This window comes from Paenibacillus sp. FSL H7-0703, from assembly GCF_038003485.1.
In the GTDB taxonomy this organism is placed as follows: Bacteria; Bacillota; Bacilli; order Paenibacillales; family Paenibacillaceae; genus Paenibacillus; species Paenibacillus polymyxa_B.
Genome location: NZ_JBBOPF010000001.1, coordinates 705,049 through 728,803, shown reverse-complemented (window position 1 = coordinate 728,803; position 23,755 = coordinate 705,049). Strand labels below are relative to the sequence as shown.

Below are 23,755 nucleotides of genomic sequence, written 5' to 3'. Positions count from 1 at the left end.
GGATAGGGGGATTGTCCATAGATGAGGAGAATTGAAAGTTCATATTTCCAAGCATTCCTAATTAGGTAGAATTGTTTATTTTTCCATAACGGAGTTGTTTGAACTTGTTCGTATGTCCTTTAGGAGATATAATATACAAGGATATAATGAAGTTCGTTGTGTATATTCATACAGGAAGAGAGCGGGATATTATGGGACGTAAGTGGAATAACATTAAAGAAAAGAAGGCATCCAAGGATGCTAATACGAGTCGTATATATGCTAAATTTGGCGTGGAAATTTATGTGGCAGCCAAACAGGGCGAACCTGATCCTGAATCCAATCGGGTATTAAGAGTCGTTTTAGAACGTGCAAAAACGTACAATGTACCCAAAGCAATCATTGACCGTGCTATTGAAAAAGCAAAAGGTGCTGGCGATGAAAACTACGTAGAGCTTCGTTATGAAGGTTTCGGACCGAACGGTTCCATGGTCATTGTAGATGCACTGACCAATAACGTTAATCGTACAGCATCGGATGTGCGTTCTGCTTTTACTAAAAATGGCGGTAGCCTAGGCGTGAGCGGATCTGTAGCCTATATGTTTGATTCAACAGCAGTTATTGGTCTGGTGGGTAAAACCGCAGATGAAGTGCTGGAGCTGCTAATGGAGGCAGATGTAGAGGTGCGTGACATCATTGAAGAAGATGAAGCCGTCATCGTATATGCAGAGCCTGATCAATTCCATGCTGTGCAGGAAGCTTTCAAACAAGCAGGAGTGACTGAGTTTACCGTTGCGGAGCTCACCATGCTTGCTCAAAATGATATTTCTCTTCCAGAAGATGCACAAGTTCAATTCGATAAATTGATTGATGCATTAGAAGATTTGGAGGATGTTCAGCAGGTTTACCACAATGTAGACTCTGACGAATAGTCGGATTGCATCATTTACATCTGAGCGTTTGTATAAAATAAACATTCCTAAACCATCGTATTTCGGTACGATGTTTTTTTTGTAAATAAACTTATAAAAAATCAATTTTATTTTCTTGACTGATCAGTCTGTAAAAATTATAATCATAGGCAAGGAGGTGAACATAAGGTTTGGGAAGAGCAAAAGAATTTGATACTGAAAGTGTTCTACGAAAAGCTATGGCTGTATTTGGAGAGCATGGCTATGAGGGAACTTCTCTGACAATTTTACTGGATCAGCTGGGTATAGCGCGGCAGAGTCTTTATGATACCTACGGAACGAAATATGATTTGTTTTTTTCGGCTATTCAGCTTTATATACGTGACAAGACCGAAGCCGTAGTTCATCTGCTCAGTCAACCTGGGAGCATTAAGGATGCAATAGCGATGATTTTTAATGAATCTGTTAGAGTGTTGACGGATAAGAGGCTGTCCAAGGAATGCTTTATTATGAACAGTGCTATTGAACAGGCTCCGCATCATCATGAGATCAAAGCTTTTATTTCTGAAAACACTGAAAAGCTTGAACTTGCTTTTTACGACGCCCTAGTCCGCGCCCAAAAAGAGGGGGAGATTCATGCTACGGAATCTGAGCTATTGTCAATCGCCAGATTTCTAAATCATGCCCGACTATCGTTGACATTTACCGCCAAGACAGGCGCGAGCACTGAGGTGCTTAGAGATATTGTGCGTACAACGCTGTCGATTTTAGATTGATCTTTATGAACGCTTAATAGCGTTTATTTTTTGAACATTCCAGACTGATTGGTCAAATTTTTTTGAGTATTATAGACTGTTCAATCTAGAATGCTTATGTTTATTTTAGCGTCTTGAATTCGTTTTTTAAGCAGTAACTAAAAATATATTTGCGAGGTGTCTACCATGACAATCAATCCGAATACTGACGAAGTAAAACAGCAAGCGCAAGCAGTCATGCATAAATTTACGAGCAACCTGTTAGAAGAAAATATGGAGCAATGGATTTCATTATTTGATGATAACGCTGTTTTCGAGTTCCCTTATGCACCTAAGCATTTTGCACAAATGCTTCAGGGCAAAGCAGCAATTTACGAGTACATTAAGGAGTTTCCTAATATACTTCGGATTCAGCATTTCTCTTCACCAATTATCCATACGACAACGGACCCGGATTTATTCGTGGCCGAGTTCGCCTGTGAGGCGCAGGCTGTGAGCACAGGTAAACCGTATAATCAAACCTACATTTCTGTTATTAAGCTGAAGAACGGAAAAATTATTCACTACAAAGATTACTGGAACCCTTTAGTAGCTCTTGAAGCCCTGGAATCATGAATGAAAGAGTTCAAGCCTCATGGGGATAAGGATATCTAGGCGAAAACAAAAAATTTAAATAGGAGTTGAATTTCATGAAAGACAGAAATATAGCGTTGATTACAGGAGCAAACGGCAAAACAGGTAGCCGTGTAGCCGCCAGACTTACGCAACTTCAGCATCCTGTACGTTTGGCAGGACGTGCTCATCCTGCCGAATGGGAAGGGAAAGATTATGTATATTTTGATTGGTATGATGAATCAACACATGCACAGGCGCTGATGAATGTAGATAAAATTTATTTGGTAGTACCTGTGCTGGATGTCAATCCCGCCAAAGTGATGATTCCTTTTATTGAGAGGGCCTTGAGAGAAGGAGTGCAAAGGTTTGTGCTGTTAGGGAGCGCATCTGTGCCTGAGGACGGACCAGTATTTGGACCTGTACATCAAGCACTACGTAGATTAGCTCCAGAGTGGGCTGTATTGCAGCCATCCTACTTTATGGAGAATTTTACAGAAGGTCAGCATGTAAGTACCATCAAAAACACCAGCACGATTTATAGTGCGACAGGAGATGGGAGAGTAGGTTTTGTCAGTGCAGATGACATTGCAGAAGTGGGAGTACGAGCTCTGATTGACGATAAACCACATAACACAGCTCATGTCATCACTGGACCTCAGTCACTAACCTATGGCGAAGTCGGTAAGATTATTGGGAAGTTAACAGGCCAAGCGATCCAGCATATCTCGTTGCCTGATGAAGAGCTAAAAGAGGGCATGGTTCGAGCTGGAATGCCTGAAGAATATGCAGATATGCTGGCGGGATTGGATAGAAGGATACGTGAAAATGGAAGTGAAGATCAAGTTACTCATACCGTAGAGCGTGTCACTGGGCGCCGTCCGATATCATTCGAGCAGTTTGTGCAAACACACGTAGACATCTGGAAGTAATCATGAAAGGGGCAAATGAATAACCCATCATATTCAAGAAGAGGATTCATTGATCTAGTGGCGAGCGTGATACCGTTCCCGGTTACTTCTTTTTAGGGTCATAAGAATAACCAGGATATTTGACGACGGGCCATTTTACCTTTCGTAAATTAGAGATTACATCAACACCTACATGTAAATTACTCTGAATCAGTTCTGTGGGGGTAAGAGCCATCCATTGATTTAGTGAAACATCCGCAAAACGGTCACTCTTAAACATTTCAAGAAACCATAATGAGCTAGAGCCAGTATTTTGAATGTAATGACCGTAAGCAAAAGGCACATATCCGACATCTCCGGCTCTAAAATCAAATGTGCGGGCAGCGCCATTACCACCAAAGACAGTCATCCGTCCTTGCCCTGTAAGATAGTATTGCCATTCGTCGTTATTGGGATGCCAGTGCATTTCTCGCATGGCTCCGGGCTCAATCTCAACAAGGGCAGCAGCGATGGTTTTGGATATCGGAAAATTGGAGGAGTCAACGATTCGTACGCTTCCGCCCGGTGTTTTGATTGGGGGCTGGGCTAGTAATTCATGCTTGAAGGATTGGGGCAACGTCCCGTAAGGAGAGGGAACCGCTTGGCTTTGAATTGAACCGGGAATTGAATCCTGATAGATGTATACTTGGTCTTGAGGAATTGCTGCAAAATCAGCTTCTGGTACACCAAAATTTGCAGAAAGTACGTCTTTGGGAGTATGTGCGAACCAATCCGAGATGGATAGGGTGTTCAGATCGGAGAAACTGCCATCATCAAAAACCAGCAGAAATTCACAGCCATCCTCAAGCCCCTGTATAGAGTGCGGAATGCCAGGAGGAAAATACCAGAGATCCCCGGGACCCACATCAGCAATAAAATTACGTCCATTTTGGTCAACTGCCGTAATGCGAGCACTTCCCAACAGCATATATGACCATTCCGCCTGCTGATGCCAGTGAAGCTCACGTACACCACCCGGTGTCAAACTCATATTCACCCCGGCAAGGGTTGTAGCAATAGGTAATTCTCTTACCGTAACTTCTCTTGACCACCCACCATGATTAAGCTGCATATGGGCATCAGAAAAAGAAAATCTCATATTTGGAATGAGACCATTGTCCGTTACGGGGGGAACCAGCATATCGGGATTCTGTAGATCCCTCATCACATCACGTGGACCCTTGTCGATGCCCCCAGCACCATCACTTCTGATGGGTTGGGGGATTCTTACATTTTTCGGGCAATCATTATGCATCATTAGATCTTCCTCTCCAGGTTGAAGCTTGATGAAGTATGGGATAAGAGAAAATACGCATAAAGATTTTATGATCATGTGGTGAGTTTTATGCTGTATGCGTCAGATCTGTAAATTGAGCCTGAATGATTTGAGCTAAATCGTGTGGACTCAACTCCAGTTGGGTCCCAATTTTCCCACCGCTCACAACGATGGCTTCCAGTTCCGATGCAGGCTGGTCGATAAAAGTGGGGTAGAGCTTTTTCATTCCTATGGGGGAGCAGCCACCGCGAATATATCCCGTAAACTTTTGCAAATCCTTAACTGGAAGCATTTCAATTTTTTTCTCTCCCGCGGATTTGGCTGCTTTTTTGAGATCAAGCTCTTTATGTACAGGGATTACAAAAACAAACAGATTTTGTTTGCTGTGTGCAACCAAAGTTTTGAAAACCATTTCCGGGGCTCTCTCGATTTTCTCAGCCACATTCATCCCGTCTATTTTTCCATCTTGATGATCATAACTCAAAATATTGTATTGTATATGTTGCCTGTCCAATATGCGCATGGCGTTTGTTTTGCTGGCACTCATCTTATTTCTTCCTTTCTTTAGAGTTTTTCCAATTGATCGACATAATCCTTTGCATCCTTAAGGGAAAGATCCTTAGCGGTTCTCAGCTCTTTTATGGCTTGAATCTTTTTTCCTTCCCTAATTAGCAGGAGCAACCTTTCATTGATATCTTCTGAAGCTCCTGCATCTAGAACATGTGAAGGAGTGGCGGCAATAGTACCTGACAGCGATGTTCCTTGTATTCCTGAACGATTTTCAAGACGCTCCACGTCGGATTTCAGGTCATTAAGACGCGATTGAAGGCTATAGACCTTAATTAAAAGTATGACGGAGAGGAGCAACGCGATTATTGCTGTATACTCAATAGCTGACAACAGAATCCCCCCAATTTCACTTCGTTTTATCGCAAAGATGCCGCACTAAAAATTTGTTTCTTATTTCTAGTATAGCATGTTGATCAAATAGAAGAGGAAGACGCGTTCAAATTGACTTTTTGCAGGCAGAGCGGTATATTACAACTTATTATAAACCTTTTAATAAATACTGGAAAAGGAGTGTATTCAAATACAACCAGTCTCCAATAATACCATTCGGGTTAAACAAATTAATGTAGAGTTAGTTAAAAACACACTGAAATCCAAGGAATATGCAACCAAGTCATCCATAGCCAGTATCACAGGTCTTAGTGTGGCAACCTGCGGAAATATTCTGAATGAGCTTCTTCAAACCGGGGAAGTATTAGAGACGGAATTGGAAGAATCGAACGGCGGACGTCCGGCTAGACGGTACAAATATAACGCTGATTATTCATATATTATCTGTTTAAATGTGAAAACGGAAGGCGGTATACATTCTCTTACTTATGCTGTTGCCAATTTGCTTGGTGATATCATCATCGAGAATACTTCCATAGTGCCCCATATTGATTATGAGGTCATAGAAACCCAAATTGGAGAGCTGATTAATAACTATGGAAACGTCAAAGCTATTGGGATTGGCATCCCTGGGGTTGTTCATCAAGGGATTATCGATGTTTGTGATCTCGACCTGCTCATAGGAGTCCCTGTAGGTCCACGTCTTCAAGATAAATACGGATTAGAAGTTACCATTGAAAATGATATGCATTTGACAGTCTACGGATTTTATAACATGCAGAATTATGATGAGGATAAAACCTTTGCTATTGTTACGTTTCCCAAAGACAATTTCCCCGGAGCGGGTTTTATTGTCGACGGACATTTGTTAAAAGGAAATACCAAGTTTGCGGGGGAGGTTTCCTTCTTACCCTTTGATTTAACAAGAGAGGAACAGCTTAAACAGTTAAATAGCACAGAGGGATTTGTTCCTCTGGCGATCCAAACGATAACTTCCATTATTGCGATTATAGACCCTGTATCTATCGCTTTGACTGGAGAGTTATCCAAGCCGACTCTGTTGGACGATATTTATAACGGCTGTCTAAAAGATGTACCCAAAGAACATATGCCTGAGATTTTTGTGAAAAACGATACGCATGATGAATACATGTATGGCTTGATTTCGGTGACCCTTGAAAGTCTGACGTACAATTTGCAATTGGTGGAGAAAAGGAAATAGGACATCGTTCAATAAAGCATGAGAGGATGAGATTAATGACTCAAAAATCGATTGCATGGACTACAGGGACATGGACTAATCACCCTGTATCATCCATAGAAGAAGACCAGTTTCTTAAAGTTGAAACCAGAGAAGGAAGCGACTACTGGGAAAAAACTTTGTATGGATTTGAACGCAGTAGCGGACATTCCCTGCTTACAGACTGGGAAGAAGGCTCTGCCATCGAAGTCACGTTTCAATTAGGCTCATTTACGGAGCTTTACGACCAAGCCGGTATTATGTTGTATCAAGGACAGCAAAAGTGGATTAAAGCTGGGATTGAATTAAATGACGGAATTCCTCAATTAGCTGTCGTAGTCACAGATGGCTATTCCGATTGGTCATTAGCTCCTGTACCTGATTGGGTAGGGAAAAATGTGACGATTCGTGCTTCACAGTTACAGGATGCAGTTATCATTAGAGCTCGAACCGAAAATCAAAGCTGGCGCACCGTACGTGTAGCACGTTTTCCTTATGAAACGGGACAACAGGCGGGTCCTTTTGCCTGCGCGCCGACTCGAGCCGGCTTTCAGGTTATCTTTACACGTTGGGTAAGCACGGAACCAGATAGAGATATTCATGTAGATCCGCCAATTAAAGAATAGTCATTTTACTCAATAATAGAAGAGTTATAAATATGGGAGTACTTATTGGAGATAATACAGTTATAAGCTCTAGAAGTTTTTAAAATAATACTTGACATGAAACGCGTTACAAACCTTAAGATTCATTTAGAAGTACTTATAACACATTAGCATAGAGGTAACGTATTTCTATCTAGTTAATGAAAAACATCAGCAAAGGCGGAGAAAATATGAGTACACAGTTTCCAAAAGATTTCCTGTGGGGCGGAGCAGTTGCTGCTAATCAGCTCGAAGGCGCTTATCAAGAAGATGGAAAAGGCTGGTCCATTCAGGATGTAACTCCTCGTGGTGGCTGGGGGCCCGTTACGGATGTACCAACAGAAGATAACATGAAGTTGATCGGTATTGATTTTTATCATCATTATAAAGAAGATATCAAACTTTTTGCGGAAATGGGTTTCAAAGTATTCCGTACTTCTATTGCATGGTCACGTATCTTTCCTAAAGGTGACGAACTGGAGCCTAACGAAAAAGGCTTGCAATTTTATGATGATTTGTTTGATGAACTTCACAAATATGGAATTGAGCCACTCGTTACATTATCTCACTATGAAACACCTTTACATTTGTCCAGAGAATACGATGGTTGGGTAAACCGTAAGCTTGTTGATTTTTATGAGCGCTATGCTACAACTGTATTTAATCGCTACAAAGATAAAGTTAAATACTGGTTGACTTTCAATGAAATCAACTCCATTCTTGAAGCACCATTCATGAGTGGAGGAATTAGCACACCAAAAGATCAACTTAGTGAGCAAGATCTTTATCAAGCTATTCACCATGAGCTTGTAGCGAGTGCAAGAGCGGTAAAAATCGGTCATCAGATCAACCCTGATTTCAAAATTGGCTGTATGGTGCTGAGTATGCCTACTTATCCGCTGACACCTAATCCAGACGATGTGATTGCTGCGATGGAATTTGATCACAGAAACACGGCATTTGCCGATATTCACGCAAGAGGTCAATACCCAGGTTACATGAAACGATTCTTTAAAGAAAACGGAATTTCTATTCACTTTGAACCAGGTGATGCCGAAGATTTGAAGCATACCGTTGATTTTATCTCGTTCAGCTATTATATGAGTACTTGTGAGACAGCTGACGAAGCTAAAAAAGTCAAAGGTGAGGGTAACATCCTTGGTGGTGTCATCAATCCGCATCTCGAGGCAAGTGAGTGGGGCTGGCAAATTGATCCGCAAGGTCTGCGTTATGTCCTGAATACGTTCTATGATCGCTTCCAAAAACCATTGTTCATCGTTGAAAATGGCCTGGGCGCCGTTGATGAACTGATCACGAATGAAAAAGGCGAAAAAACGGTTGAGGATGACTACCGAATCAACTACCTGAATGATCATTTGGTTCAAGTTGGAGAAGCTATTGAGGACGGAGTAGAGGTTTTGGGCTATACGTCTTGGGGATGTATTGACCTTGTCAGCGCATCGACCGCTCAGCTTAAAAAACGTTATGGCTACATTTACGTAGACCGTCATGATGATGGCAGCGGTACACTTGAAAGATTTCCGAAGAAATCGTTCCATTGGTACAAAGAAGTTATTGCTACGAACGGTGAAAGCTTGAAACGTTAATTTATAAATAAACCAGTGATTAAGTATTAAAGGCTTATAGATAGCGACCGCTTCTTCTCTTTTACGAAGCGGTCGCTAATTTTTTAGGGGTATTAGCAACCGAATTACAAGCTGAAGACGAAAGAGCTTTCATGAATGATTCGTAAGCGTTATTTATTGATAATTGATGATAAATAGATTGGACAAAAATGAAGTACTGAGATATATTAATACTTATTAAAACATTAATAATAACTAAAATAAAAAATTGAGTCCAGTATAAATTAATGATTTTTTAATGATGAGGGCTGCAGAAGGAGGAAAATAATGAAGATTGAACATGTAGCGATCTGGGTGAGAGACTTAGAAAAGATGAAAAGCTTTTACGAGCAATATTTTGATGGAAAATCTAACGATAAATATTATAACGCTACAAAAGGATTTGAGTCCTATTTTATCACCTTTGAGGATGGAGCAAGGTTAGAGGTTATGCGTAAAACGGGAGTAGATCATTTACCACAGATAAATATTACGGGCTGGGCTCATGTGGCATTTTCCGTTGGAAGTAAAGAACTGGTGAATGAAAAGACAGAGCAGCTCATGCATGCAGGATATGAAGTAGTGGGCCAGCCAAGATTGACAGGTGACGGCTATTATGAAAGCGTAATTAAAGATCCAGAAGGTAATTTGGTGGAAATTTCAATGTGAGTAGCTTTCCAGTTCTGAAGAGTTGATTGAAGAACGTTTATACGCCAAAAGTCTCTGCCACGAATATAATCAGCTTCATCCTAGAAATATCGAAGAACGAGAAACACTCATCAAAACTTTACTTGGGAAGACAACTGATAGATTCTTGATTGAGCAACCTTTCGTGTGTGACTATGGCTATAACATTGAAATAGGTGAAAATTTCTATAGTAACCATAATACGATCATGCTTGATGGGGCAAAAGGTGTGATCGCTGCTGGAAACCCATGTAAGGTAATCCGTAAAATCACCGAAGATGATAAGACCAAGTACAAAAGGAACTAATAATAAACTACAGCTCACTCGGAGCTGTAGTTTATTGTCTTAAAAGAGTGTTACCAAACAAAAGAACAATTTTGCACAGATTTGTTCAGGGAATAATGCAATAATGTGCTTAAGTGGAATTTTTTTTAGCCTATTCAGAAAGGAAAGAAACAATCATGAAATTGATGTTTATATCAGATATTCACGGCTCACTACACTGGTTGCAATTGGCACTGGAAAAGTTCAGGGAGGAGAAAGCCGATCATCTTGTCTTGCTCGGAGATTATATGTACCACGGACCACGTAATCCGTTACCAGAAGGGTATAATCCGGCAGAAGTGGCAGCTCTGCTGAATAAGTACAAGTCCCATATTGCGGTTTCTGTGCGCGGAAATTGTGATGCAGAGGTGGACCAGATGCTACTGGAGTTTCCTATGATGGGTGATTATGCTTTGTTGCACCATGAAGGACGGAGAATCTATGTCACGCACGGACATGGCTTTAGTATCGGAAATTTACCACCACTGGAAGCGGGAGATGTGTTCATCCAGGGACATACTCATATTCCGGTAGCGGATGTGGAGAATGGGGTCTTTATACTGAACCCCGGTTCGATCTCGCTGCCAAAAGGAAACTATCCATCCTCTTACGGTGTGCTGGAGGGAGCACAATTCACTGTGAAGGATTTTGATGGGAATACGGTGAAAGCAATCACGTTTTCAAAGTAATTTATTCCAATGTGAATGTAAATTATTAAAACTTTTCCGCTTCGATTGAGACAAAGATCATATTATTGTATGATAGGAGCGGAGTCTACATTATGAAAAAGAAAGAGAGCTTCAATACATGCAAATTAAGGATTCACATTATAAGATGCCGCCTGAATGGGCGCCACATGAACGCACGTATATTTCTTGGCCTGTAAAATCTTCAATGGTTTACCCAGATATGCATGCTGATGTATGCAAGGGGTATGCCGGAATTGTACGCGCCATGGCGGAATTTGAACCAGTTACTGTGGTCGTAAATCCGGATGATCTGGAGAGCGTTAAGGCGCTTGAACTTGGGGAACGGGTAGAACTGCTGCCAATTGAGCACAGCGATGCGTGGCTGCGTGACAACGGCCCTACTTTTCTCACAGACGAGCATGGTCAGTTGGCAGGTGTAAACTGGAAGTTTAACGCCTGGGGCGGCAAATACGCTCCATGGGATCTAGATGACCAGGTTGCGCCGCAAATTTTGGACCAACTTGGAGTTCCACGGTTTGATGCACCGCTTGTGATGGAAGGCGGCTCATTGCACGTAGACGGCGAAGGCACACTGATTACAACCGAAGAGTGTTTGCTCAATTCTAACCGAAATCCGGAATTAAGCAGAGAAGAAATTGAACGGTATGTATGTGAGTATACAGGTGTAGAGAAAATAATTTGGCTAAAACGTGGTCTTAGTGGCGACGAAACAGATGGCCATGTGGACAATATTGCTTGCTTTGCAGCTCCTGGCAAGGTCATTATGCAAGTATGTGATGATCCTGAGGATGAAAATTACGAAATCACGCAGGAAAATCTGCGTATTTTGGAGCAAGCAACGGATGCTCAAGGCCGTAAGCTGGAAGTGATTCGGATCGGCCAGCCACCGCGCGTGGATTATGAAGATAGCCGATTGACACTGAGCTATATTAACTTCTACTTTGTGAATGGCGGCATTATTTTGCCGGTGTTTGGCGGCACTGCCGCTGAGAGCGATCTTGCAGCTGAGCAAGTGTTGGCAAATGTATTTCCAGATCGCACCATTCGTACTGTAGACGGTATGGCGGTCATCCGTGAAGGCGGTAACGTACACTGTACGACCCAGCAGATGCCTGCTGTAAATCGTTGAACGATACAACATCTAAAAGGAGGACTAACGTGAGAAAAGTAAAAGTGGCAGCAACTCAAATGAGCTGCTCTACCAATATCGAAGAAAATATTAGTAAAGCAGAGAAGTTAGTACGTGAAGCGGCTGCGCAGGGCGCACAAATTATTTTGCTGCAGGAGTTGTTCGAGACTCCATATTTCTGTCAGAAGGAAAAGTCTGATTATTATTCATATGCAACTGAGCTGGAGCACAACAAGGCGGTTAACCATTTTAAGAAGATCGCCAAAGAATTACAGGTTGTGCTGCCCATCAGTTTTTATGAAAAGAAAAACTACGCGCGCTACAACAGTCTTGCTGTCATTGACGCAGACGGTGAAGTGTTGGGTAAATACCGCAAAAGCCATATCCCTGACGGTCCTGGGTATGAGGAAAAATTTTATTTTAATCCGGGCGATACCGGTTTTAAAGTATGGAATACACGTTATGCCAAAATTGGGGTAGGTGTGTGCTGGGATCAATGGTACCCAGAGGCGGCCCGCTGTATGGCGCTCATGGGCGCAGAACTTTTGTTCTATCCGACAGCTATTGGCTCAGAACCACAGGATTCTGCCATTGATTCCAAAGATCACTGGCAGACCTGCATGCTGGGTCATGCGGCTTCCAATCTGATTCCAGTCATTGCTTCCAATCGGATTGGAACTGAAACGGACGAGGACTCCAGTATTACATTCTACGGTTCTTCCTTTATTGCCGGACATCAAGGTAACAAGATCGCAGAAGCGGGTCGTACCGATGAGGAAGTGCTTACTGCTGAATTTGATCTGGATGAGCTGGAAGTAGGACGGATTGAATGGGGCATTTTCCGTGACCGTCGTCCTGAACTGTACAATATGATTGCCACCTATGATGGTGATTTAAAAGTATAATCTGTATACGGATAGACAAGTCTCCCTTGACGTCAAGCTGGGGTGTTTCCTTTCATTGGATTCACCCGGCTTTTCGGGCAGGGGATTTTGGAGCGTGTACCCAACGGTTTCAAAAGAACGGATCGGTAGGTGGTCCGGAATATAAGCATGATTTTTTCACACAAAAGGGACATTCCTCACAGGTTTGTTCCTTTTTTATGTCTTAATCCAGTTAATCCATAGACTGAAACTATGATTCACTACATAAAATAGCATTAGAATTTATGAATTAGATGATATAAAATCAAACCATAAGGAATGATCGTACTCAATAACATCTCGATATTCCTAAAAGTGAAAAAAATCACATATAAAAATGCTTTAATGGAAGCTTGAACATGAAATTTGTAAACTCGCAAGGAGGAAGAACAATGAACCACTATCCTGCTATCTTTGAACCTCTAACCATACGACGCATGACCTTGAAAAATCGGATTGTTATGCCCCCGATGGGAACTAACTTTGCTGCCATGGACGGAAGCTTTGTTCAGGATCATATTGACTATTACGTGCAACGGGCCAAAGGTGGTACCGGCTTGATAACAGTAGAAAATGTTTGTCTGGATTTCCCAATGGGTACGAACGGAACAACCCAGTTGCGTATGGATAACGATCAGTTTATTCCCGGACTATTTAGATTAACAGAAGCCCTGCACTCTTATGGAGCTTGTGTTTCTGTACAAATTAACCATGCGGGTGCTTCGGCTTATGTGGGACGACTGAACGGAGTTCAGCCTGTATCTTCTTCGAATATTCCTTCCAAAAAGGGCGGAGTGATTCCAAGACCTCTGCAAAAAGAAGAAATTTACTCCATTGTGCGCAAATACGGAGAAGCAGCGGGAAGAGCGCAACGAGCAGGATTTGACTGTGTTGAAATTCATGCGGGACACTCCTACTTGCTGAGTCAGTTTCTTTCGCCGATGTATAATAAACGCACGGATGAATTTGGCGGAAGCGCAGAAAACCGTACCCGTTTTGCCAGATTAGTCATTGATGAAATTCGTTCAGTGGTGGGTCCATTTTTCCCTATTTGCTTACGGTTTAGCGCGGAAGAGTTCACAGAAGGTGGGAACACACTGGAAGATACACTCGAGTTATTGGAGTATCTTAATGATGAGGTAGATATTCTGAACGTTTCTGCTGCTCTGAATGATTCCATCCAGTTCCAGATTGACGGGATGAACTTGCCGGATGGTTGGCGCTCATATATGGCCAAAGCAGTAAAAGAAAAATTCGGGAAGGTCACGATGACCTCAGGTAATATTCGGAACCCACAGGTTGCGCAGAATATTTTGGAGAGAGGTGACGCTGATCTTCTGGCTATGGGTAGAGGCTTGATTGCAGAACCGAACTGGGTGCTTAAAGTGCAAAACGGCTACGAACATTTGCTTAGAAAATGTATCTCTTGCAACATTGGTTGTGCGGATCACCGTATCTCCAAAAGTAAACCGATTTGCTGTACGGTAAATCCGGATCTGTTCAAAGAAGCTGAATACAGGAAACAACGAGTTAAGAACAATGTTCAGGTTGTGGTTATTGGTGGTGGGACCGCTGGTATGGAAGCTGCATGTACGGCAGCCGAAGTAGGCTGCAAAGTAACCCTCTTTGAGGAGAAATCAGAGTTGGGCGGCTTGGCTCGTGATATTGCCCGCTTGCCAGACAAAACACGTATCAATGATTTCCCTGATTATCTGATTCAACGCACCAAACAGTTAACCAATCTGAACATTGTAACAGGGACCCGAGCCGATTTGGCGATGATTAGTGCCCTGAATCCTGATATTATTGTCAATGCGACGGGGGCCACACCACTTCTTCCGCCCATTGCAGGTTTGCATGAGCAACTGGGCAAACTAGGCACAAAAGTGTTCTCCATCTTTGATCTTTTGCACAACATGGAGAAATTCCAGGAGTTTGAAGGTAAACGCATTGCTGTAGTTGGTGGCGGAGCTGTGGGACTGGATGTTGTCGAATATTACGCAGAGCGCGGGGCACAAGAGGTTTCCATCATTGAGATGATGCCGCTACTGGGTAAAGATTTGGATATGATTACCCGGATTTCCATGATGAAAATGGTAGAGGAGCGGGAAGTGAACGTCCATACGGAAACAGCTTTGACAGAAGTGTGTAGCGACCGCTTCAAAGTAAAGCACGGAGAACAGGAGTTTGAGATTCCTTTTGACCTTGGATTCGTATGCTTGGGTATGCGTTCATACAGTCCGCTGATGGACAGCTTGCTCGAATATGGTAAAGAACATCAAGTAGAAGTTATTAATATCGGGGATAGTAAACAAGCTCGTCGTATTATTGATGGCACACGTGAAGGTCGCAATATTCTGAAAACCATTCAACGGGTAGACGAATTTAAACATGAGTTTTCTTATTCTTACTGATTTGAAAATACAAGTGATGGGTGTTCACGATGGCAACTCAGTGAATATTGAGGTTGAAGAGACGGCTTGTCTTTTCAGCCTTTTTTATTTGAGTTTTTCCGGGAAGAGGATTGATTCCTCTGTCATTACGAAGGTAAACTATGGAAAGCATATATAGTAAGTAAGGCTATCTTAACTTGGGGGGATGAGCGTGAATCAACTCTTTAGTGAAATACCGGGTGCCAGCAGGTGGAGACACGTGGAAGAAATTCATAGAGGCTGGTCCAGTGACAAGAAATATTATATTCAAACCACTGACGGTAGGGACTTGCTGCTAAGAATGGCGGATATGGTTCATTATGATAAAAAGAAGCGCGAGTTTGAAGCTGTAACAAAGCTGAACCACGTGGAGAATCTGTTCATGTCCCGGCCGCTTGAATTTGGGCTTTGTCATGATGGTCAATCTGTATATTCCCTGTTCACCTGGATCGAAGGGAAAGATGCTGAAGAGATTATCCCTACGTTGACCGCAGCTCAACAGTATCAACTCGGGGTTCAAGCAGGAGATGCATTGAAAAAAATGCATGAGATTCATGCGGAGCAAGATCGAGTCCCATGGGCTGAACATTATAATGGAAAAATAAACAGATATATTACAAACTATAAGTCATGCGGTATTCCCCTAAAGGGAGCAGATCAAGCCATAAGCTTTATTGAGCAAAATCGTCAGCTATTAGAAAATCGTCCCCAGACTTTTCAGCATGGGGATTATCATGTGGGCAATATGTTGGTTACCCCATCCGGTGAACTGGGTATCATCGATTTTAATAGAATGGATTATGGTGATCCTTGGGAGGAATTCAATAGAATTACCTGGTGTGCAGCATTAAGTCCTTTATTCGCTTCGGGCCGTATCCACGGTTATTTTAATAACCATGTACCTGATTTATTTTTTAGATTAATGGCTCTGTATATTGCAAGCAATCAGCTTTCATCGGTTCACTGGGCCATTCCATTTGGCAATAAAGAGGTGGACGATATGGTGCAACGAGCTGAAGAGGTTTTGGAAGCGTATGATTACTTTCAAACCTATATACCGAAATGGTATGTGCCCAGTTACCGCGACTTGTAAAAGCGAAGATCGCCCCTCCTGGGAGTGACGGTCTATTTTTTCTATTATTGTTTCTTAATCTTATACGTAAATTCCCAAACGGCTTGATGACCTGAGTAACGCCCACGGTTTTCAGTAACCGTCACTCTTAGCTTAACGGTAGAACCTTTGGCAGAAACAGAGGAGACCTTTACATTCTTGGTGGCTTCGCCTTCATCAGGAATTTTGTCTTGTTCCTCGGCATACGCATACAGCTTAATGCTGCCCCCTGATTTGACCTTTACCTTTTCGCTGTTGCCTTCACTAATGGATTGGCCCGCCACCTGGGCAGCAATGGCCCATTCGTTGCCTACGTGATCGTTGGATACCAAGGTTGCTTGTTGAAACGTAACGATATACGTTGATGTTGCTGAAGCTGCGAGCGCGTACGTTCCATTGAACAACAGGGATATTACTACCAATAGAATAGCCGATGCTTTCGTCCATACTCTATTCATTCGCCTGTCTCCTTCAGTTGGATATATTGAGGGAAATCCCTCTATTCTAATTATCGTTTGCATCAAACAAAATTGTTAATGGTTGGTAAAAAAAGAGTTTGACTTCTTATTGCATCACTTGTGATCTAATTTAACTATGACTTGAATTTATTTAGCAGAGAAAGGCAAGGGAAAATCTGATGAAAAAAATATACAGTGAACAAGAAATCATAGATATGACTATTAAGCTGCTTGAACAAACTTCAATATATGAAGAGCAGTATGAGCAATATGTAAGACGACCTTTCCGTACGGATTTTTATGATGATCTTAGTCCGTATGTTCAAGTAGGCAAGCGGGGTTATACGCTCCAGATGTATGAAAGAGGCATACAGATGCTGAACAAGCTTACGAAAGATGTAGAGGATGTGATTTATTGGATTATCGAAGATACGATTCACATCATTGCTCATCTAAATCTGCTTCGCAAATATAAAGTGGATAACATAAATACTCATTTAAAATATACCAAGGAGATCATGAAGGAGCTGACAACTGTAATGAACAAAGCCTTTTATGAAATTGGAGGAATCTATCAGGAATGGCATGAAGCAAATAGAAGAGGGGAGCTGGAGAACCCATTAAAGTAAAACATAAAACTTAAAGAAACAGTTGACAATCAGTGAGGTAAAATTTACAATTTGATATTAGTGATAATGATTATCAATATCACTAATTTTAAGTATGTTTTGCACTTACTATATTTCAAAGGAGATTTACAACATGCATCGTATGATGAATAAGAAGTTTCACATGATTTTATGTGCACTATTCGTAGTGATTTTCGTTATTTCAGGTTGCGGGAATGCTGGCAGTTCCTCTGATTCAGCTGCTAAACCCGCGTCGTCCGTGAAGGAAGAGGCAAGCAGTGATTCTGATACGCGTACAGTCTCTACGATAAAAGGAGACGTGAAGGTGCCCGCTAATCCTCAACGGGTAGTCGTGAACTGGTATGTTGGCGATGTATTTACACTAGGGATTAAGCCAGCCGCAGTCATGGGGTGGAAACAAGAAACGATGCCTTTTTACGATAAGTTTAACGACATCCCCAATATTGAAAAGTGGGAAACTGAGGAAATTATGAAGTATGATCCTGATCTCATCATTACATATGATACAAAGGATTATGATAAGCTGTCTAAAATTGCGCCTGTTCTTGTGATACCTGAGGATAAAATGACTTCTATAGAACGTCTGAAATTCCTTGGTCAGGCCACAGGACATGAAGCAGAAGCAGACAAAGTGATTTCACTGTTTGAAAGCAAGCTGAGTCAGGCCAAAGAAAAACTAAATTCCGACATATTCAAGGACAAAACGTTTAGCATTTTCGAGGATTGGGGCAGTGGTTCTTACGGAATATATTATGAAACAGGCTCACGTGGAGGAACGTTGCTTTACAATTATCTGGGACTTCACAAACCGGAAAAGCTCAACACATTGGTTAAAAATTCCGTAGAGAGTCGGGGTTCTTTATCCTACGAGGTAGCTGCTGAATACTTTGGAGATTATGTCCTTTGGTTTAAGCAGGAAGGCAAGGAATCTGAATATGCGAAGACAAAAATCTGGAGCAGTATTCCAGCCGTTAAAAACGGACATATCATCGAAATTCCAGCGAAATATGCAGGACTGTTCTATTATTCGGACGTTGCTAGTATGACGGGACAGCTAGATTATATTATTAGCAAATTGCTGGAACAGACTAAGTAACGATGCATAATTGACCAACTAAGGGTGTAATCGATGTCTACTCACAAAGAACCAAATAAAAAAGGAATATTTCATTTTGTAAGCTACATGATCGTGGGCGTGTTCCTGCTCCTGCTGGTTACCGCAGCATCTATTACCTTTGGTGCTGCGGAAATGAGCCTGAAGCTGGCATGGGGTGCTATATTTCAGTTTGATCCCAACATTACAGAACATCAGATTATTCACACCTTGCGTTTTCCACGAACCGTGGCAGATATCATTGTAGGGTGCAGCTTGGCTGTGTGTGGGGCAATTATGCAGGGAACCACTCGTAATCCACTAGCGGATTCGGGACTCATTGGCATAAGTTCTGGGTCGACATTTGCAATTGCGTTATGTATGGCCTTTTTGCCTGGTCGCACCTACGGAGAAACCATGCTGTATTCTTGTCTAGGTGCAGCAATCACTACAGGCATTACGTATTACATCGCATCTATAGGCAAGCGAGGAATGACGCCTCAGCGACTGGTGCTGGCAGGAATGTCCATCTCCATGCTTTTTGGTGCGTTTAGTACGTTTATCGCTATTAAGTATGAGATTGGCCAAGCCCTTGATTACTGGTCTGCTGGTGGTACAGCCAGTGCCAAGTGGGGTGAATTAGCTTTCATTGCGCCACTGTTTGTAGTGGGTTTGATCTGTGCCATCGTGCTTTCTCCCTCGATTACGATTTTGAGCTTCGGGGAGGATGTGGCATCAGGCTTGGGTATTCGTGCGAACAGGATTAAGCTATTTTCAACCTTAATTGTATTAATTCTAACGGGGTTATCGGTTATTGTGGTCGGCCCTGTTGGCTTCGTTGGTTTGATCGTGCCACACATTATGCGCCATCTGGTCGGAACGGATTATCGGTATATTATCCCGGCCTCAGCTTTGTATGGAGCAGTCTTTCTGTTGGCGGCGGATTTACTCGGACGTCTAATCAATCGTCCCCACGAAACACCCCTTGGCATTATTTTTGCCTTGGTGGGCGTACCCTATTTTCTCTACCTTGTGCGCAAGCAGAGGAGGGAGTTTAGTTGAAACCGTCCCGTAATACCAGGGGGATTAGCATTATTTTACTGTTAGTAGTGCTGACGCTGCTAGTGGCTGTACTTAGTATGAATGTTGGGAAAATGAACCTTTCTCCACTCGAAGTTTTCAAGGTTATCATTGGCGAAGGAACGAGCAAACAGAACCTGATCGTGTTTGACTTTCGACTGCCACGTATTGTGCTTTCTATATTGGTAGGTATTGGCATGGGGATATCAGGCTGTATTATGCAAAGCTTGCTCAAAAACGACATGGCCAGTCCGGGAACACTCGGCATCAGCTCAGGCTCAGGGTTATTTGTACTTATGTATATTACGTTGTTCGCTAGTGAAGGATTGCTATCGCCTATTCTTCTTCCTGGGCTGGCTTTTGCAGGCGGCCTTACGGCAGCATTTATGATTTTTATGTTTGCTTTCAGGCGGGGAAGAGACATCTCGCCTACAGGCTTAATTTTAACTGGTGTCGCTATGGGCAGTGGCTATAGCGCATTATCTCTGATGTTGACACTCCGGCTAGACAAGCAACAGTATGACTTTGCTCTGCGATGGCAGGCTGGAGATCTGTGGGGGGACGACTGGAGCTATATTATGGTGCTGCTCCCGTGGGTGCTTATCATTTGCTTTTACGTTTTTTACAGGTCGAACACACTCAATACGTTGAATTTGGGGAATCAGACAGCATCGGGGCTCGGCGTAGCAATTAAAAGGGAGTTTATCGGCTTGACGATTGCTGCCGTTGCGCTCGCTTCTGGTAGCGTGGCACTTGGCGGAAATTTCTTTTTTGTAGGCATGGTCAGTCCCCATCTAGCGCGCAAGCTAGTAGGGCCCAATCATAAGCTATTGCTACCTACGACGGCATTAGTTGGTGCACTCGTCATTTTGATTGCTGACACACTTACTCGGACGATTAGTTTTGGTGCAGATATTCCAACCGGAATTATTATCACCATACTGGTCACCCCTTATTTCCTTTACTTGCTGTCGAAAGCCAGTTAAATGCACGATAAATGAAGAGACGCTAACCCATGTCCATGCAAAATATGGCTGGGTTAGTATCTTTTTTTGTTACTACTTAGGTCTCCTTGTGGAAAAACAATTCTTTCTCACATTCTGTTAGGATTTCCGGCCTTCGTGTTGAAGGGTGGGGATTGTAAAAAATTGATTTGCTATAAAGCTGAACAATTATTGTAGGAAACACATTATCATTGTAGGAGTTTTGATACGTTGGGCCAATAAGTTGTCACGATTGTTCAAACTCAGCCTACTTAAAGCCTAATCCTTGGCATAATTCAAACCCAAGTGATAAGCTTGGTCCAGCAGCATTTCAAAATGACCGGAATTTGAACTCAGGGTCTCATATAAGAATTCAACCTTGGAATTGGAAACCCCGCAATAATCTGCAATTCCCACATTCAGCAAATGAGTAATCATTTCATCATACTTACGCTTTTTCATCTGTTCCTTCGAAACTCCGGCCAAGCCAATCCACAAGACATGCTGATGATGCAGGTAATTCGAACCGTACGCAAACCCATTGTTCCATACACGGTCAATATAACCCTTCAGCATAGCTGGCAAATTCCACCACCAAAGAGGAAAAATAAATGCCAATGCATCATGCTCCTTCATCCGCCTCATTTCCATTTCTACTTCAGGGGAAAAGGACTGTTCCGCAACTGTCAAATCCGGTTCATCTACTCCTTTTAAAATAGGATCAAAACCAATCTCATGCAAATCCAATATCTCATAATCGTGGCCTGCATCGGCAAGACCCTGTACGAAACGATCAGCAACCTTAAAGGTCAAGGAATCTTTTCTCGGGTGTGAAACAACGGTTAATACTTTCATGCTTCTTCACTACCTTTCTCAATAGTTTACTTCTGGGAATGCTCAATGCTTGATGCTATTATATACAGTAGGAAAATAATCTGGAAGTACGCACTTTCAAGTTCTATAGGATGATACAGGTGCCATAGGAACATGGAAGTGCCCTAGGTAGATTCCCTAGAAACTGATCTGAGTAATGAATTGAAGTGATGGTTGTTCTGAGCAAACGAAGCCTTCTAAAGGAGGATTAAGAAATGACTGAACAGATAAAAAATAGGGTTCAAAAGAAGTATCAAGTTGGAGTGGAAGCGGCTTTAGAGGTGATGGGAGGGAAATGGAAGCCTTTAATTATCTATCATCTGATGACAGGACGGAAACGAACGTCTGAGTTTCGTCGGTTAATACCCGGCATTACACAAAAAATGCTGACTACTCAGCTCAGAGGCCTAGAAAAGGATGAGATCGTTACACGAAAGGTTTATAATGAAATCCCTCCTAAAGTGGAGTATGAGTTAACGGACTACGGCTGGGGATTAAAACCCGCGCTAGACCATTTATGCTACTGGGGAGAGGATCACCTGGATAAGATCCATGGAGACAAATCCAAGGTCTTGGAAGAATTCTAAGGCTGCTGTATAGAGTAACTTCAAGCTAATATTAAGCCCTCACAATGCATTCAATCAGAATAGCTTTCGAGGGCTTAATTGTCGTATAACAATATTAAAGACTAACTGTTGGTCATTCCGTTATCATAACTTAATTGCCATTCAATTCCGAACTTATCTTTAAGGCTACCGTAACATTTGCTCCAGAATGTTTCTTGAAGTTCCATGCTTACGGTTCCTCCTTCTTTTAATTTATGAAAGTACGATCGAATTTTCTCTTCGTCCTTATTGACGATGGCGAGGCTGATGTTGTTTCCGGCTACGAAATGCATACCAGGAAAAACGTCTGAAAACATGACATTACTACCATCAATTTGAAGCCGCGTATGCATGACCAAATTTTTGGCTTCTTCTGGTAGAGGATAATTGGGATTGGGCGGTGCTTCACCGAACGTCATGATTTGTGGTTTCTCAGTCCCAAATGCCTCTGCGTAAAACTCCGCTGCTTCACGACAGTTTCCATTAAAGTTAAAATAAACATCAACAGACATGTGTTTTACTCCTTCAAGAATCATAATTTTTCCATACTATACGATCTTATTTCATTATTTACCTGCAAACAAACAAAAATACAATAAGATCCGTTTTGCGAAAGTATTTGCGGCTTAACATGTTCAATTTTTAAAACAAATGGGCATTATGATCAAAGTAATGGTATGATAGCTTAGTTAAATCTGAACGACTAGTAATGGAGTGATCATATGGGTGGAAAAAGCAAGGGCGGCGGAACCGGCAGAGGTACAGGTAGTAAGGGCTGGACACGCTGGAACAAAACTGCGAAGCCAGTAAGGACAAAAAGTGCTTCTACAAGCGCACCGGGAAGCAAAGCGGCAGGTGGCACAAAAGGCGGCACTGCCAAACCAACAAGGAATAAAAGCGGCGGTAACAGTAGCAAATAAGCCGGGAAAGTATACGTTGTCGTAAACGGCGAACATCTGATTAAGCAAGAACAATCAGGTGTTTTTTTAATTATTTTACTTAAACTCGCATATTATAATCAGAAGCAGGTGAATCGTGAGAATTAGCAAGTACATCAGTGAGACAGGATTCTGCTCACGTCGGGAAACCAACAGGCTGATTGCAGCAGGACGAATTACGATTAATGGAAATGTTTGTGAAGCGGGCGCAGAAGTAGAGCTACAGGATATCGTGCTAATTGATGGGGAAGTTATTCCGCTTAATTCCAGTGAACCTGTATATTTGGCTCTGAATAAGCCTATAGGCATTGTTTGTACCGCAGCAGAGCAAGTGGCTGGCAATATTATTAGTTATGTTAACTATCCTTCGCGGATTTTTGCCATCGGCAGGCTGGACAAAGCGTCAGAGGGACTCATTCTATTAACCAACGATGGAAGCATTGTCAATCAAATGATGCGTTCCGAGAATGGTCATGAGAAGGAATATATAGTGACTGTAGACAAACCTGTTACAAACGAGTTTATGCAAGCCATGTCTCGTGGCGTTGAAATATTGAACGTCATTACCAAACCGTGCAAAGTTGATCGTACAAGCGAATACGAGTTCCGCATTATTTTGACGCAAGGTCTGAACTTGCAAATTCGCAGGATGTGCAAGGCTTTGGGGTACAGGGTGCTAAAGTTGGAACGTGTTCGAATTATGAATATTACCTTGGATCATCTGGAACGGGGCCAATGGAGACATCTTGAGAGGGAGGAACTGGAGTTACTTCTTGCTAAATTGCAATAATGATTACAACAAGAGCAAGTCCCCTAGCCCAATAGGCGTCTTCCATGTCCTTTGGACGTGGTGGAGAGGCTGGAAT

The 23,755-nt window shown here is 42.3% G+C and carries 27 protein-coding genes; 21 read left to right on the top strand and 6 right to left on the bottom strand.

The features are described from left to right. Positions 1–191: 191 nt before the first annotated feature. The 4 genes from MHB46_RS02875 (at position 192) to MHB46_RS02860 (ending at position 3,189) form a co-directional block, all read left to right on the top strand. Positions 192–911: a YebC/PmpR family DNA-binding transcriptional regulator gene (locus MHB46_RS02875; RefSeq protein WP_250245220.1), complete on the top strand. Its 720-nt coding sequence runs from the start codon at positions 192–194 to the stop codon at positions 909–911. A 170-nt stretch (positions 912–1,081) separates the two neighbouring features. After that, complete coding sequence (locus MHB46_RS02870; protein ID WP_061830154.1) at positions 1,082–1,666, top strand: TetR/AcrR family transcriptional regulator; 585 nt, start codon at positions 1,082–1,084, stop codon at positions 1,664–1,666. A 165-nt stretch (positions 1,667–1,831) separates the two neighbouring features. Further along, positions 1,832–2,260, top strand: a complete 429-nt coding sequence (locus MHB46_RS02865) for a nuclear transport factor 2 family protein (protein WP_250261447.1) — start codon at positions 1,832–1,834, stop codon at positions 2,258–2,260. Between the two features lie 74 nt (positions 2,261–2,334). Continuing rightward, positions 2,335–3,189 (top strand): NmrA family NAD(P)-binding protein, encoded by an 855-nt coding sequence (locus MHB46_RS02860; RefSeq protein ID WP_341161547.1) that lies wholly within the window; start codon positions 2,335–2,337, stop codon positions 3,187–3,189. Positions 3,190–3,271: 82 nt separating this feature from the next. On the opposite strand, the gene MHB46_RS02855 is transcribed toward MHB46_RS02860, so the two are convergent. The 3 genes from MHB46_RS02855 to MHB46_RS02845 form a co-directional block, all read right to left on the bottom strand. Continuing rightward, the gene (locus MHB46_RS02855) at positions 3,272–4,462 is read right to left on the bottom strand and encodes an oxalate decarboxylase family bicupin (protein WP_328802814.1); all 1,191 of its coding nucleotides are present in this window, start codon (positions 4,460–4,462) and stop codon (positions 3,272–3,274) included. Positions 4,463–4,550: 88 nt separating this feature from the next. Beyond that, positions 4,551–5,030 (bottom strand): Cys-tRNA(Pro) deacylase, encoded by a 480-nt coding sequence (gene ybaK / locus MHB46_RS02850; RefSeq protein ID WP_250244980.1) that lies wholly within the window; start codon positions 5,028–5,030, stop codon positions 4,551–4,553. 17 nt (positions 5,031–5,047) lie between these two features. Further along, a complete protein-coding gene (locus tag MHB46_RS02845; protein WP_328802604.1) occupies positions 5,048–5,383 on the bottom strand; it encodes a ribosomal protein L7/L12 in 336 nt (111 codons plus the stop codon). Positions 5,384–5,696: 313 nt separating this feature from the next. On the opposite strand from MHB46_RS02845, the gene MHB46_RS02840 reads away from it, so the two are divergent. From MHB46_RS02840 to MHB46_RS02795, 10 genes are all read left to right on the top strand, one after another. Further along, complete coding sequence (locus MHB46_RS02840) at positions 5,697–6,605, top strand: ROK family protein (RefSeq protein WP_103047530.1); 909 nt, start codon at positions 5,697–5,699, stop codon at positions 6,603–6,605. A gap of 35 nt (positions 6,606–6,640) precedes the next feature. Further along, positions 6,641–7,249, top strand: a complete 609-nt coding sequence (locus MHB46_RS02835) for a DUF1349 domain-containing protein (protein WP_341161546.1) — start codon at positions 6,641–6,643, stop codon at positions 7,247–7,249. Positions 7,250–7,458: 209 nt separating this feature from the next. Continuing rightward, positions 7,459–8,874, top strand: a complete 1,416-nt coding sequence (locus MHB46_RS02830; protein WP_341161545.1) for a glycoside hydrolase family 1 protein — start codon at positions 7,459–7,461, stop codon at positions 8,872–8,874. Between the two features lie 306 nt (positions 8,875–9,180). Then, positions 9,181–9,561 carry a VOC family protein gene (locus MHB46_RS02825; RefSeq protein ID WP_341161544.1) on the top strand — a complete coding sequence of 127 codons (381 nt, stop codon included), beginning with the start codon at positions 9,181–9,183 and terminating at the stop codon, positions 9,559–9,561. A 22-nt stretch (positions 9,562–9,583) separates the two neighbouring features. Further along, the gene (locus MHB46_RS02820) at positions 9,584–9,886 is read left to right on the top strand and encodes a maltose acetyltransferase domain-containing protein (RefSeq protein WP_341161543.1); all 303 of its coding nucleotides are present in this window, start codon (positions 9,584–9,586) and stop codon (positions 9,884–9,886) included. Positions 9,887–10,041: 155 nt separating this feature from the next. Beyond that, the gene (gene yfcE, locus MHB46_RS02815) at positions 10,042–10,593 is read left to right on the top strand and encodes a phosphodiesterase (protein WP_341161542.1); all 552 of its coding nucleotides are present in this window, start codon (positions 10,042–10,044) and stop codon (positions 10,591–10,593) included. A 118-nt stretch (positions 10,594–10,711) separates the two neighbouring features. After that, a complete protein-coding gene (locus MHB46_RS02810) occupies positions 10,712–11,743 on the top strand; it encodes an agmatine deiminase family protein (RefSeq protein ID WP_341161541.1) in 1,032 nt (343 codons plus the stop codon). 29 nt (positions 11,744–11,772) lie between these two features. Continuing rightward, positions 11,773–12,648 carry an N-carbamoylputrescine amidase gene (gene aguB / locus MHB46_RS02805; RefSeq protein ID WP_025721082.1) on the top strand — a complete coding sequence of 292 codons (876 nt, stop codon included), beginning with the start codon at positions 11,773–11,775 and terminating at the stop codon, positions 12,646–12,648. A 410-nt stretch (positions 12,649–13,058) separates the two neighbouring features. Then, positions 13,059–15,080, top strand: a complete 2,022-nt coding sequence (locus MHB46_RS02800) for an NAD(P)/FAD-dependent oxidoreductase (protein ID WP_341161540.1) — start codon at positions 13,059–13,061, stop codon at positions 15,078–15,080. A gap of 190 nt (positions 15,081–15,270) precedes the next feature. Then, entirely contained in the window at positions 15,271–16,191 is a 921-nt protein-coding gene (locus tag MHB46_RS02795; protein ID WP_341161539.1) for an aminoglycoside phosphotransferase family protein, read from the top strand. A 44-nt stretch (positions 16,192–16,235) separates the two neighbouring features. Here the strand turns inward: MHB46_RS02795 and MHB46_RS02790 are convergent, their stop codons facing one another. After that, the gene (locus MHB46_RS02790; protein ID WP_165179703.1) at positions 16,236–16,667 is read right to left on the bottom strand and encodes a hypothetical protein; all 432 of its coding nucleotides are present in this window, start codon (positions 16,665–16,667) and stop codon (positions 16,236–16,238) included. A gap of 179 nt (positions 16,668–16,846) precedes the next feature. On the opposite strand from MHB46_RS02790, the gene MHB46_RS02785 reads away from it, so the two are divergent. The 4 genes from MHB46_RS02785 (at position 16,847) to MHB46_RS02770 (ending at position 20,476) form a co-directional block, all read left to right on the top strand. Further along, positions 16,847–17,296: an Imm63 family immunity protein gene (locus MHB46_RS02785; RefSeq protein ID WP_061830167.1), complete on the top strand. Its 450-nt coding sequence runs from the start codon at positions 16,847–16,849 to the stop codon at positions 17,294–17,296. 133 nt (positions 17,297–17,429) lie between these two features. Continuing rightward, positions 17,430–18,413, top strand: coding sequence for an ABC transporter substrate-binding protein (locus MHB46_RS02780; protein ID WP_341161538.1), 984 nt, complete (start codon positions 17,430–17,432; stop codon positions 18,411–18,413). Between the two features lie 33 nt (positions 18,414–18,446). After that, complete coding sequence (locus tag MHB46_RS02775; RefSeq protein WP_235306290.1) at positions 18,447–19,472, top strand: FecCD family ABC transporter permease; 1,026 nt, start codon at positions 18,447–18,449, stop codon at positions 19,470–19,472. Beyond that, positions 19,469–20,476: a FecCD family ABC transporter permease gene (locus MHB46_RS02770; protein ID WP_341161537.1), complete on the top strand. Its 1,008-nt coding sequence runs from the start codon at positions 19,469–19,471 to the stop codon at positions 20,474–20,476. Before MHB46_RS02775 ends, MHB46_RS02770 begins: the two co-directional genes overlap by 4 nt. A 276-nt stretch (positions 20,477–20,752) precedes the next feature. Here MHB46_RS02770 and MHB46_RS02765 read toward each other — a convergent pair whose 3' ends face one another. Further along, complete coding sequence (locus MHB46_RS02765; RefSeq protein ID WP_322176160.1) at positions 20,753–21,328, bottom strand: NAD(P)H oxidoreductase; 576 nt, start codon at positions 21,326–21,328, stop codon at positions 20,753–20,755. Positions 21,329–21,561: 233 nt separating this feature from the next. Between MHB46_RS02765 and MHB46_RS02760 the strand changes: the two genes are divergently transcribed. After that, positions 21,562–21,933: a winged helix-turn-helix transcriptional regulator gene (locus MHB46_RS02760; RefSeq protein ID WP_160790722.1), complete on the top strand. Its 372-nt coding sequence runs from the start codon at positions 21,562–21,564 to the stop codon at positions 21,931–21,933. Between the two features lie 101 nt (positions 21,934–22,034). Here MHB46_RS02760 and MHB46_RS02755 read toward each other — a convergent pair whose 3' ends face one another. Next, the gene (locus tag MHB46_RS02755; protein WP_341161536.1) at positions 22,035–22,463 is read right to left on the bottom strand and encodes a VOC family protein; all 429 of its coding nucleotides are present in this window, start codon (positions 22,461–22,463) and stop codon (positions 22,035–22,037) included. Positions 22,464–22,673: 210 nt separating this feature from the next. Between MHB46_RS02755 and MHB46_RS02750 the strand changes: the two genes are divergently transcribed. Together MHB46_RS02750 and MHB46_RS02745 are read left to right on the top strand one after the other, a co-directional pair. Further along, positions 22,674–22,871, top strand: a complete 198-nt coding sequence (locus MHB46_RS02750; protein ID WP_013310240.1) for a DUF3934 family protein — start codon at positions 22,674–22,676, stop codon at positions 22,869–22,871. 115 nt (positions 22,872–22,986) lie between these two features. Beyond that, positions 22,987–23,679: a pseudouridine synthase gene (locus MHB46_RS02745; RefSeq protein WP_341161535.1), complete on the top strand. Its 693-nt coding sequence runs from the start codon at positions 22,987–22,989 to the stop codon at positions 23,677–23,679. The last annotated feature ends 76 nt before the right edge of the window (positions 23,680–23,755 follow it).

What these genes read in the sequence shown, in the direction of transcription:
- MHB46_RS02875 (WP_250245220.1), top strand. Translation starts at nt 192, where the DNA reads ATGGGACGTAAGTGGAATAACATTAAAGAAAAGAAGGCATCCAAGGAT.
- MHB46_RS02865 (WP_250261447.1), top strand. Translation starts at nt 1,832, where the DNA reads ATGACAATCAATCCGAATACTGACGAAGTAAAACAGCAAGCGCAAGCA.
- MHB46_RS02860 (WP_341161547.1), top strand. Translation starts at nt 2,335, where the DNA reads ATGAAAGACAGAAATATAGCGTTGATTACAGGAGCAAACGGCAAAACA.
- MHB46_RS02855 (WP_328802814.1), bottom strand. Translation starts at nt 4,462, where the DNA reads ATGCATAATGATTGCCCGAAAAATGTAAGAATCCCCCAACCCATCAGA.
- ybaK (WP_250244980.1), bottom strand. Translation starts at nt 5,030, where the DNA reads ATGAGTGCCAGCAAAACAAACGCCATGCGCATATTGGACAGGCAACAT.
- MHB46_RS02835 (WP_341161546.1), top strand. Translation starts at nt 6,641, where the DNA reads ATGACTCAAAAATCGATTGCATGGACTACAGGGACATGGACTAATCAC.
- MHB46_RS02830 (WP_341161545.1), top strand. Translation starts at nt 7,459, where the DNA reads ATGAGTACACAGTTTCCAAAAGATTTCCTGTGGGGCGGAGCAGTTGCT.
- MHB46_RS02825 (WP_341161544.1), top strand. Translation starts at nt 9,181, where the DNA reads ATGAAGATTGAACATGTAGCGATCTGGGTGAGAGACTTAGAAAAGATG.
- yfcE (WP_341161542.1), top strand. Translation starts at nt 10,042, where the DNA reads ATGAAATTGATGTTTATATCAGATATTCACGGCTCACTACACTGGTTG.
- MHB46_RS02810 (WP_341161541.1), top strand. Translation starts at nt 10,712, where the DNA reads ATGCAAATTAAGGATTCACATTATAAGATGCCGCCTGAATGGGCGCCA.
- MHB46_RS02800 (WP_341161540.1), top strand. Translation starts at nt 13,059, where the DNA reads ATGAACCACTATCCTGCTATCTTTGAACCTCTAACCATACGACGCATG.
- MHB46_RS02790 (WP_165179703.1), bottom strand. Translation starts at nt 16,667, where the DNA reads ATGAATAGAGTATGGACGAAAGCATCGGCTATTCTATTGGTAGTAATA.
- MHB46_RS02785 (WP_061830167.1), top strand. Translation starts at nt 16,847, where the DNA reads ATGAAAAAAATATACAGTGAACAAGAAATCATAGATATGACTATTAAG.
- MHB46_RS02780 (WP_341161538.1), top strand. Translation starts at nt 17,430, where the DNA reads ATGCATCGTATGATGAATAAGAAGTTTCACATGATTTTATGTGCACTA.
- MHB46_RS02775 (WP_235306290.1), top strand. Translation starts at nt 18,447, where the DNA reads ATGTCTACTCACAAAGAACCAAATAAAAAAGGAATATTTCATTTTGTA.
- MHB46_RS02765 (WP_322176160.1), bottom strand. Translation starts at nt 21,328, where the DNA reads ATGAAAGTATTAACCGTTGTTTCACACCCGAGAAAAGATTCCTTGACC.
- MHB46_RS02760 (WP_160790722.1), top strand. Translation starts at nt 21,562, where the DNA reads ATGACTGAACAGATAAAAAATAGGGTTCAAAAGAAGTATCAAGTTGGA.
- MHB46_RS02755 (WP_341161536.1), bottom strand. Translation starts at nt 22,463, where the DNA reads ATGTCTGTTGATGTTTATTTTAACTTTAATGGAAACTGTCGTGAAGCA.
- MHB46_RS02750 (WP_013310240.1), top strand. Translation starts at nt 22,674, where the DNA reads ATGGGTGGAAAAAGCAAGGGCGGCGGAACCGGCAGAGGTACAGGTAGT.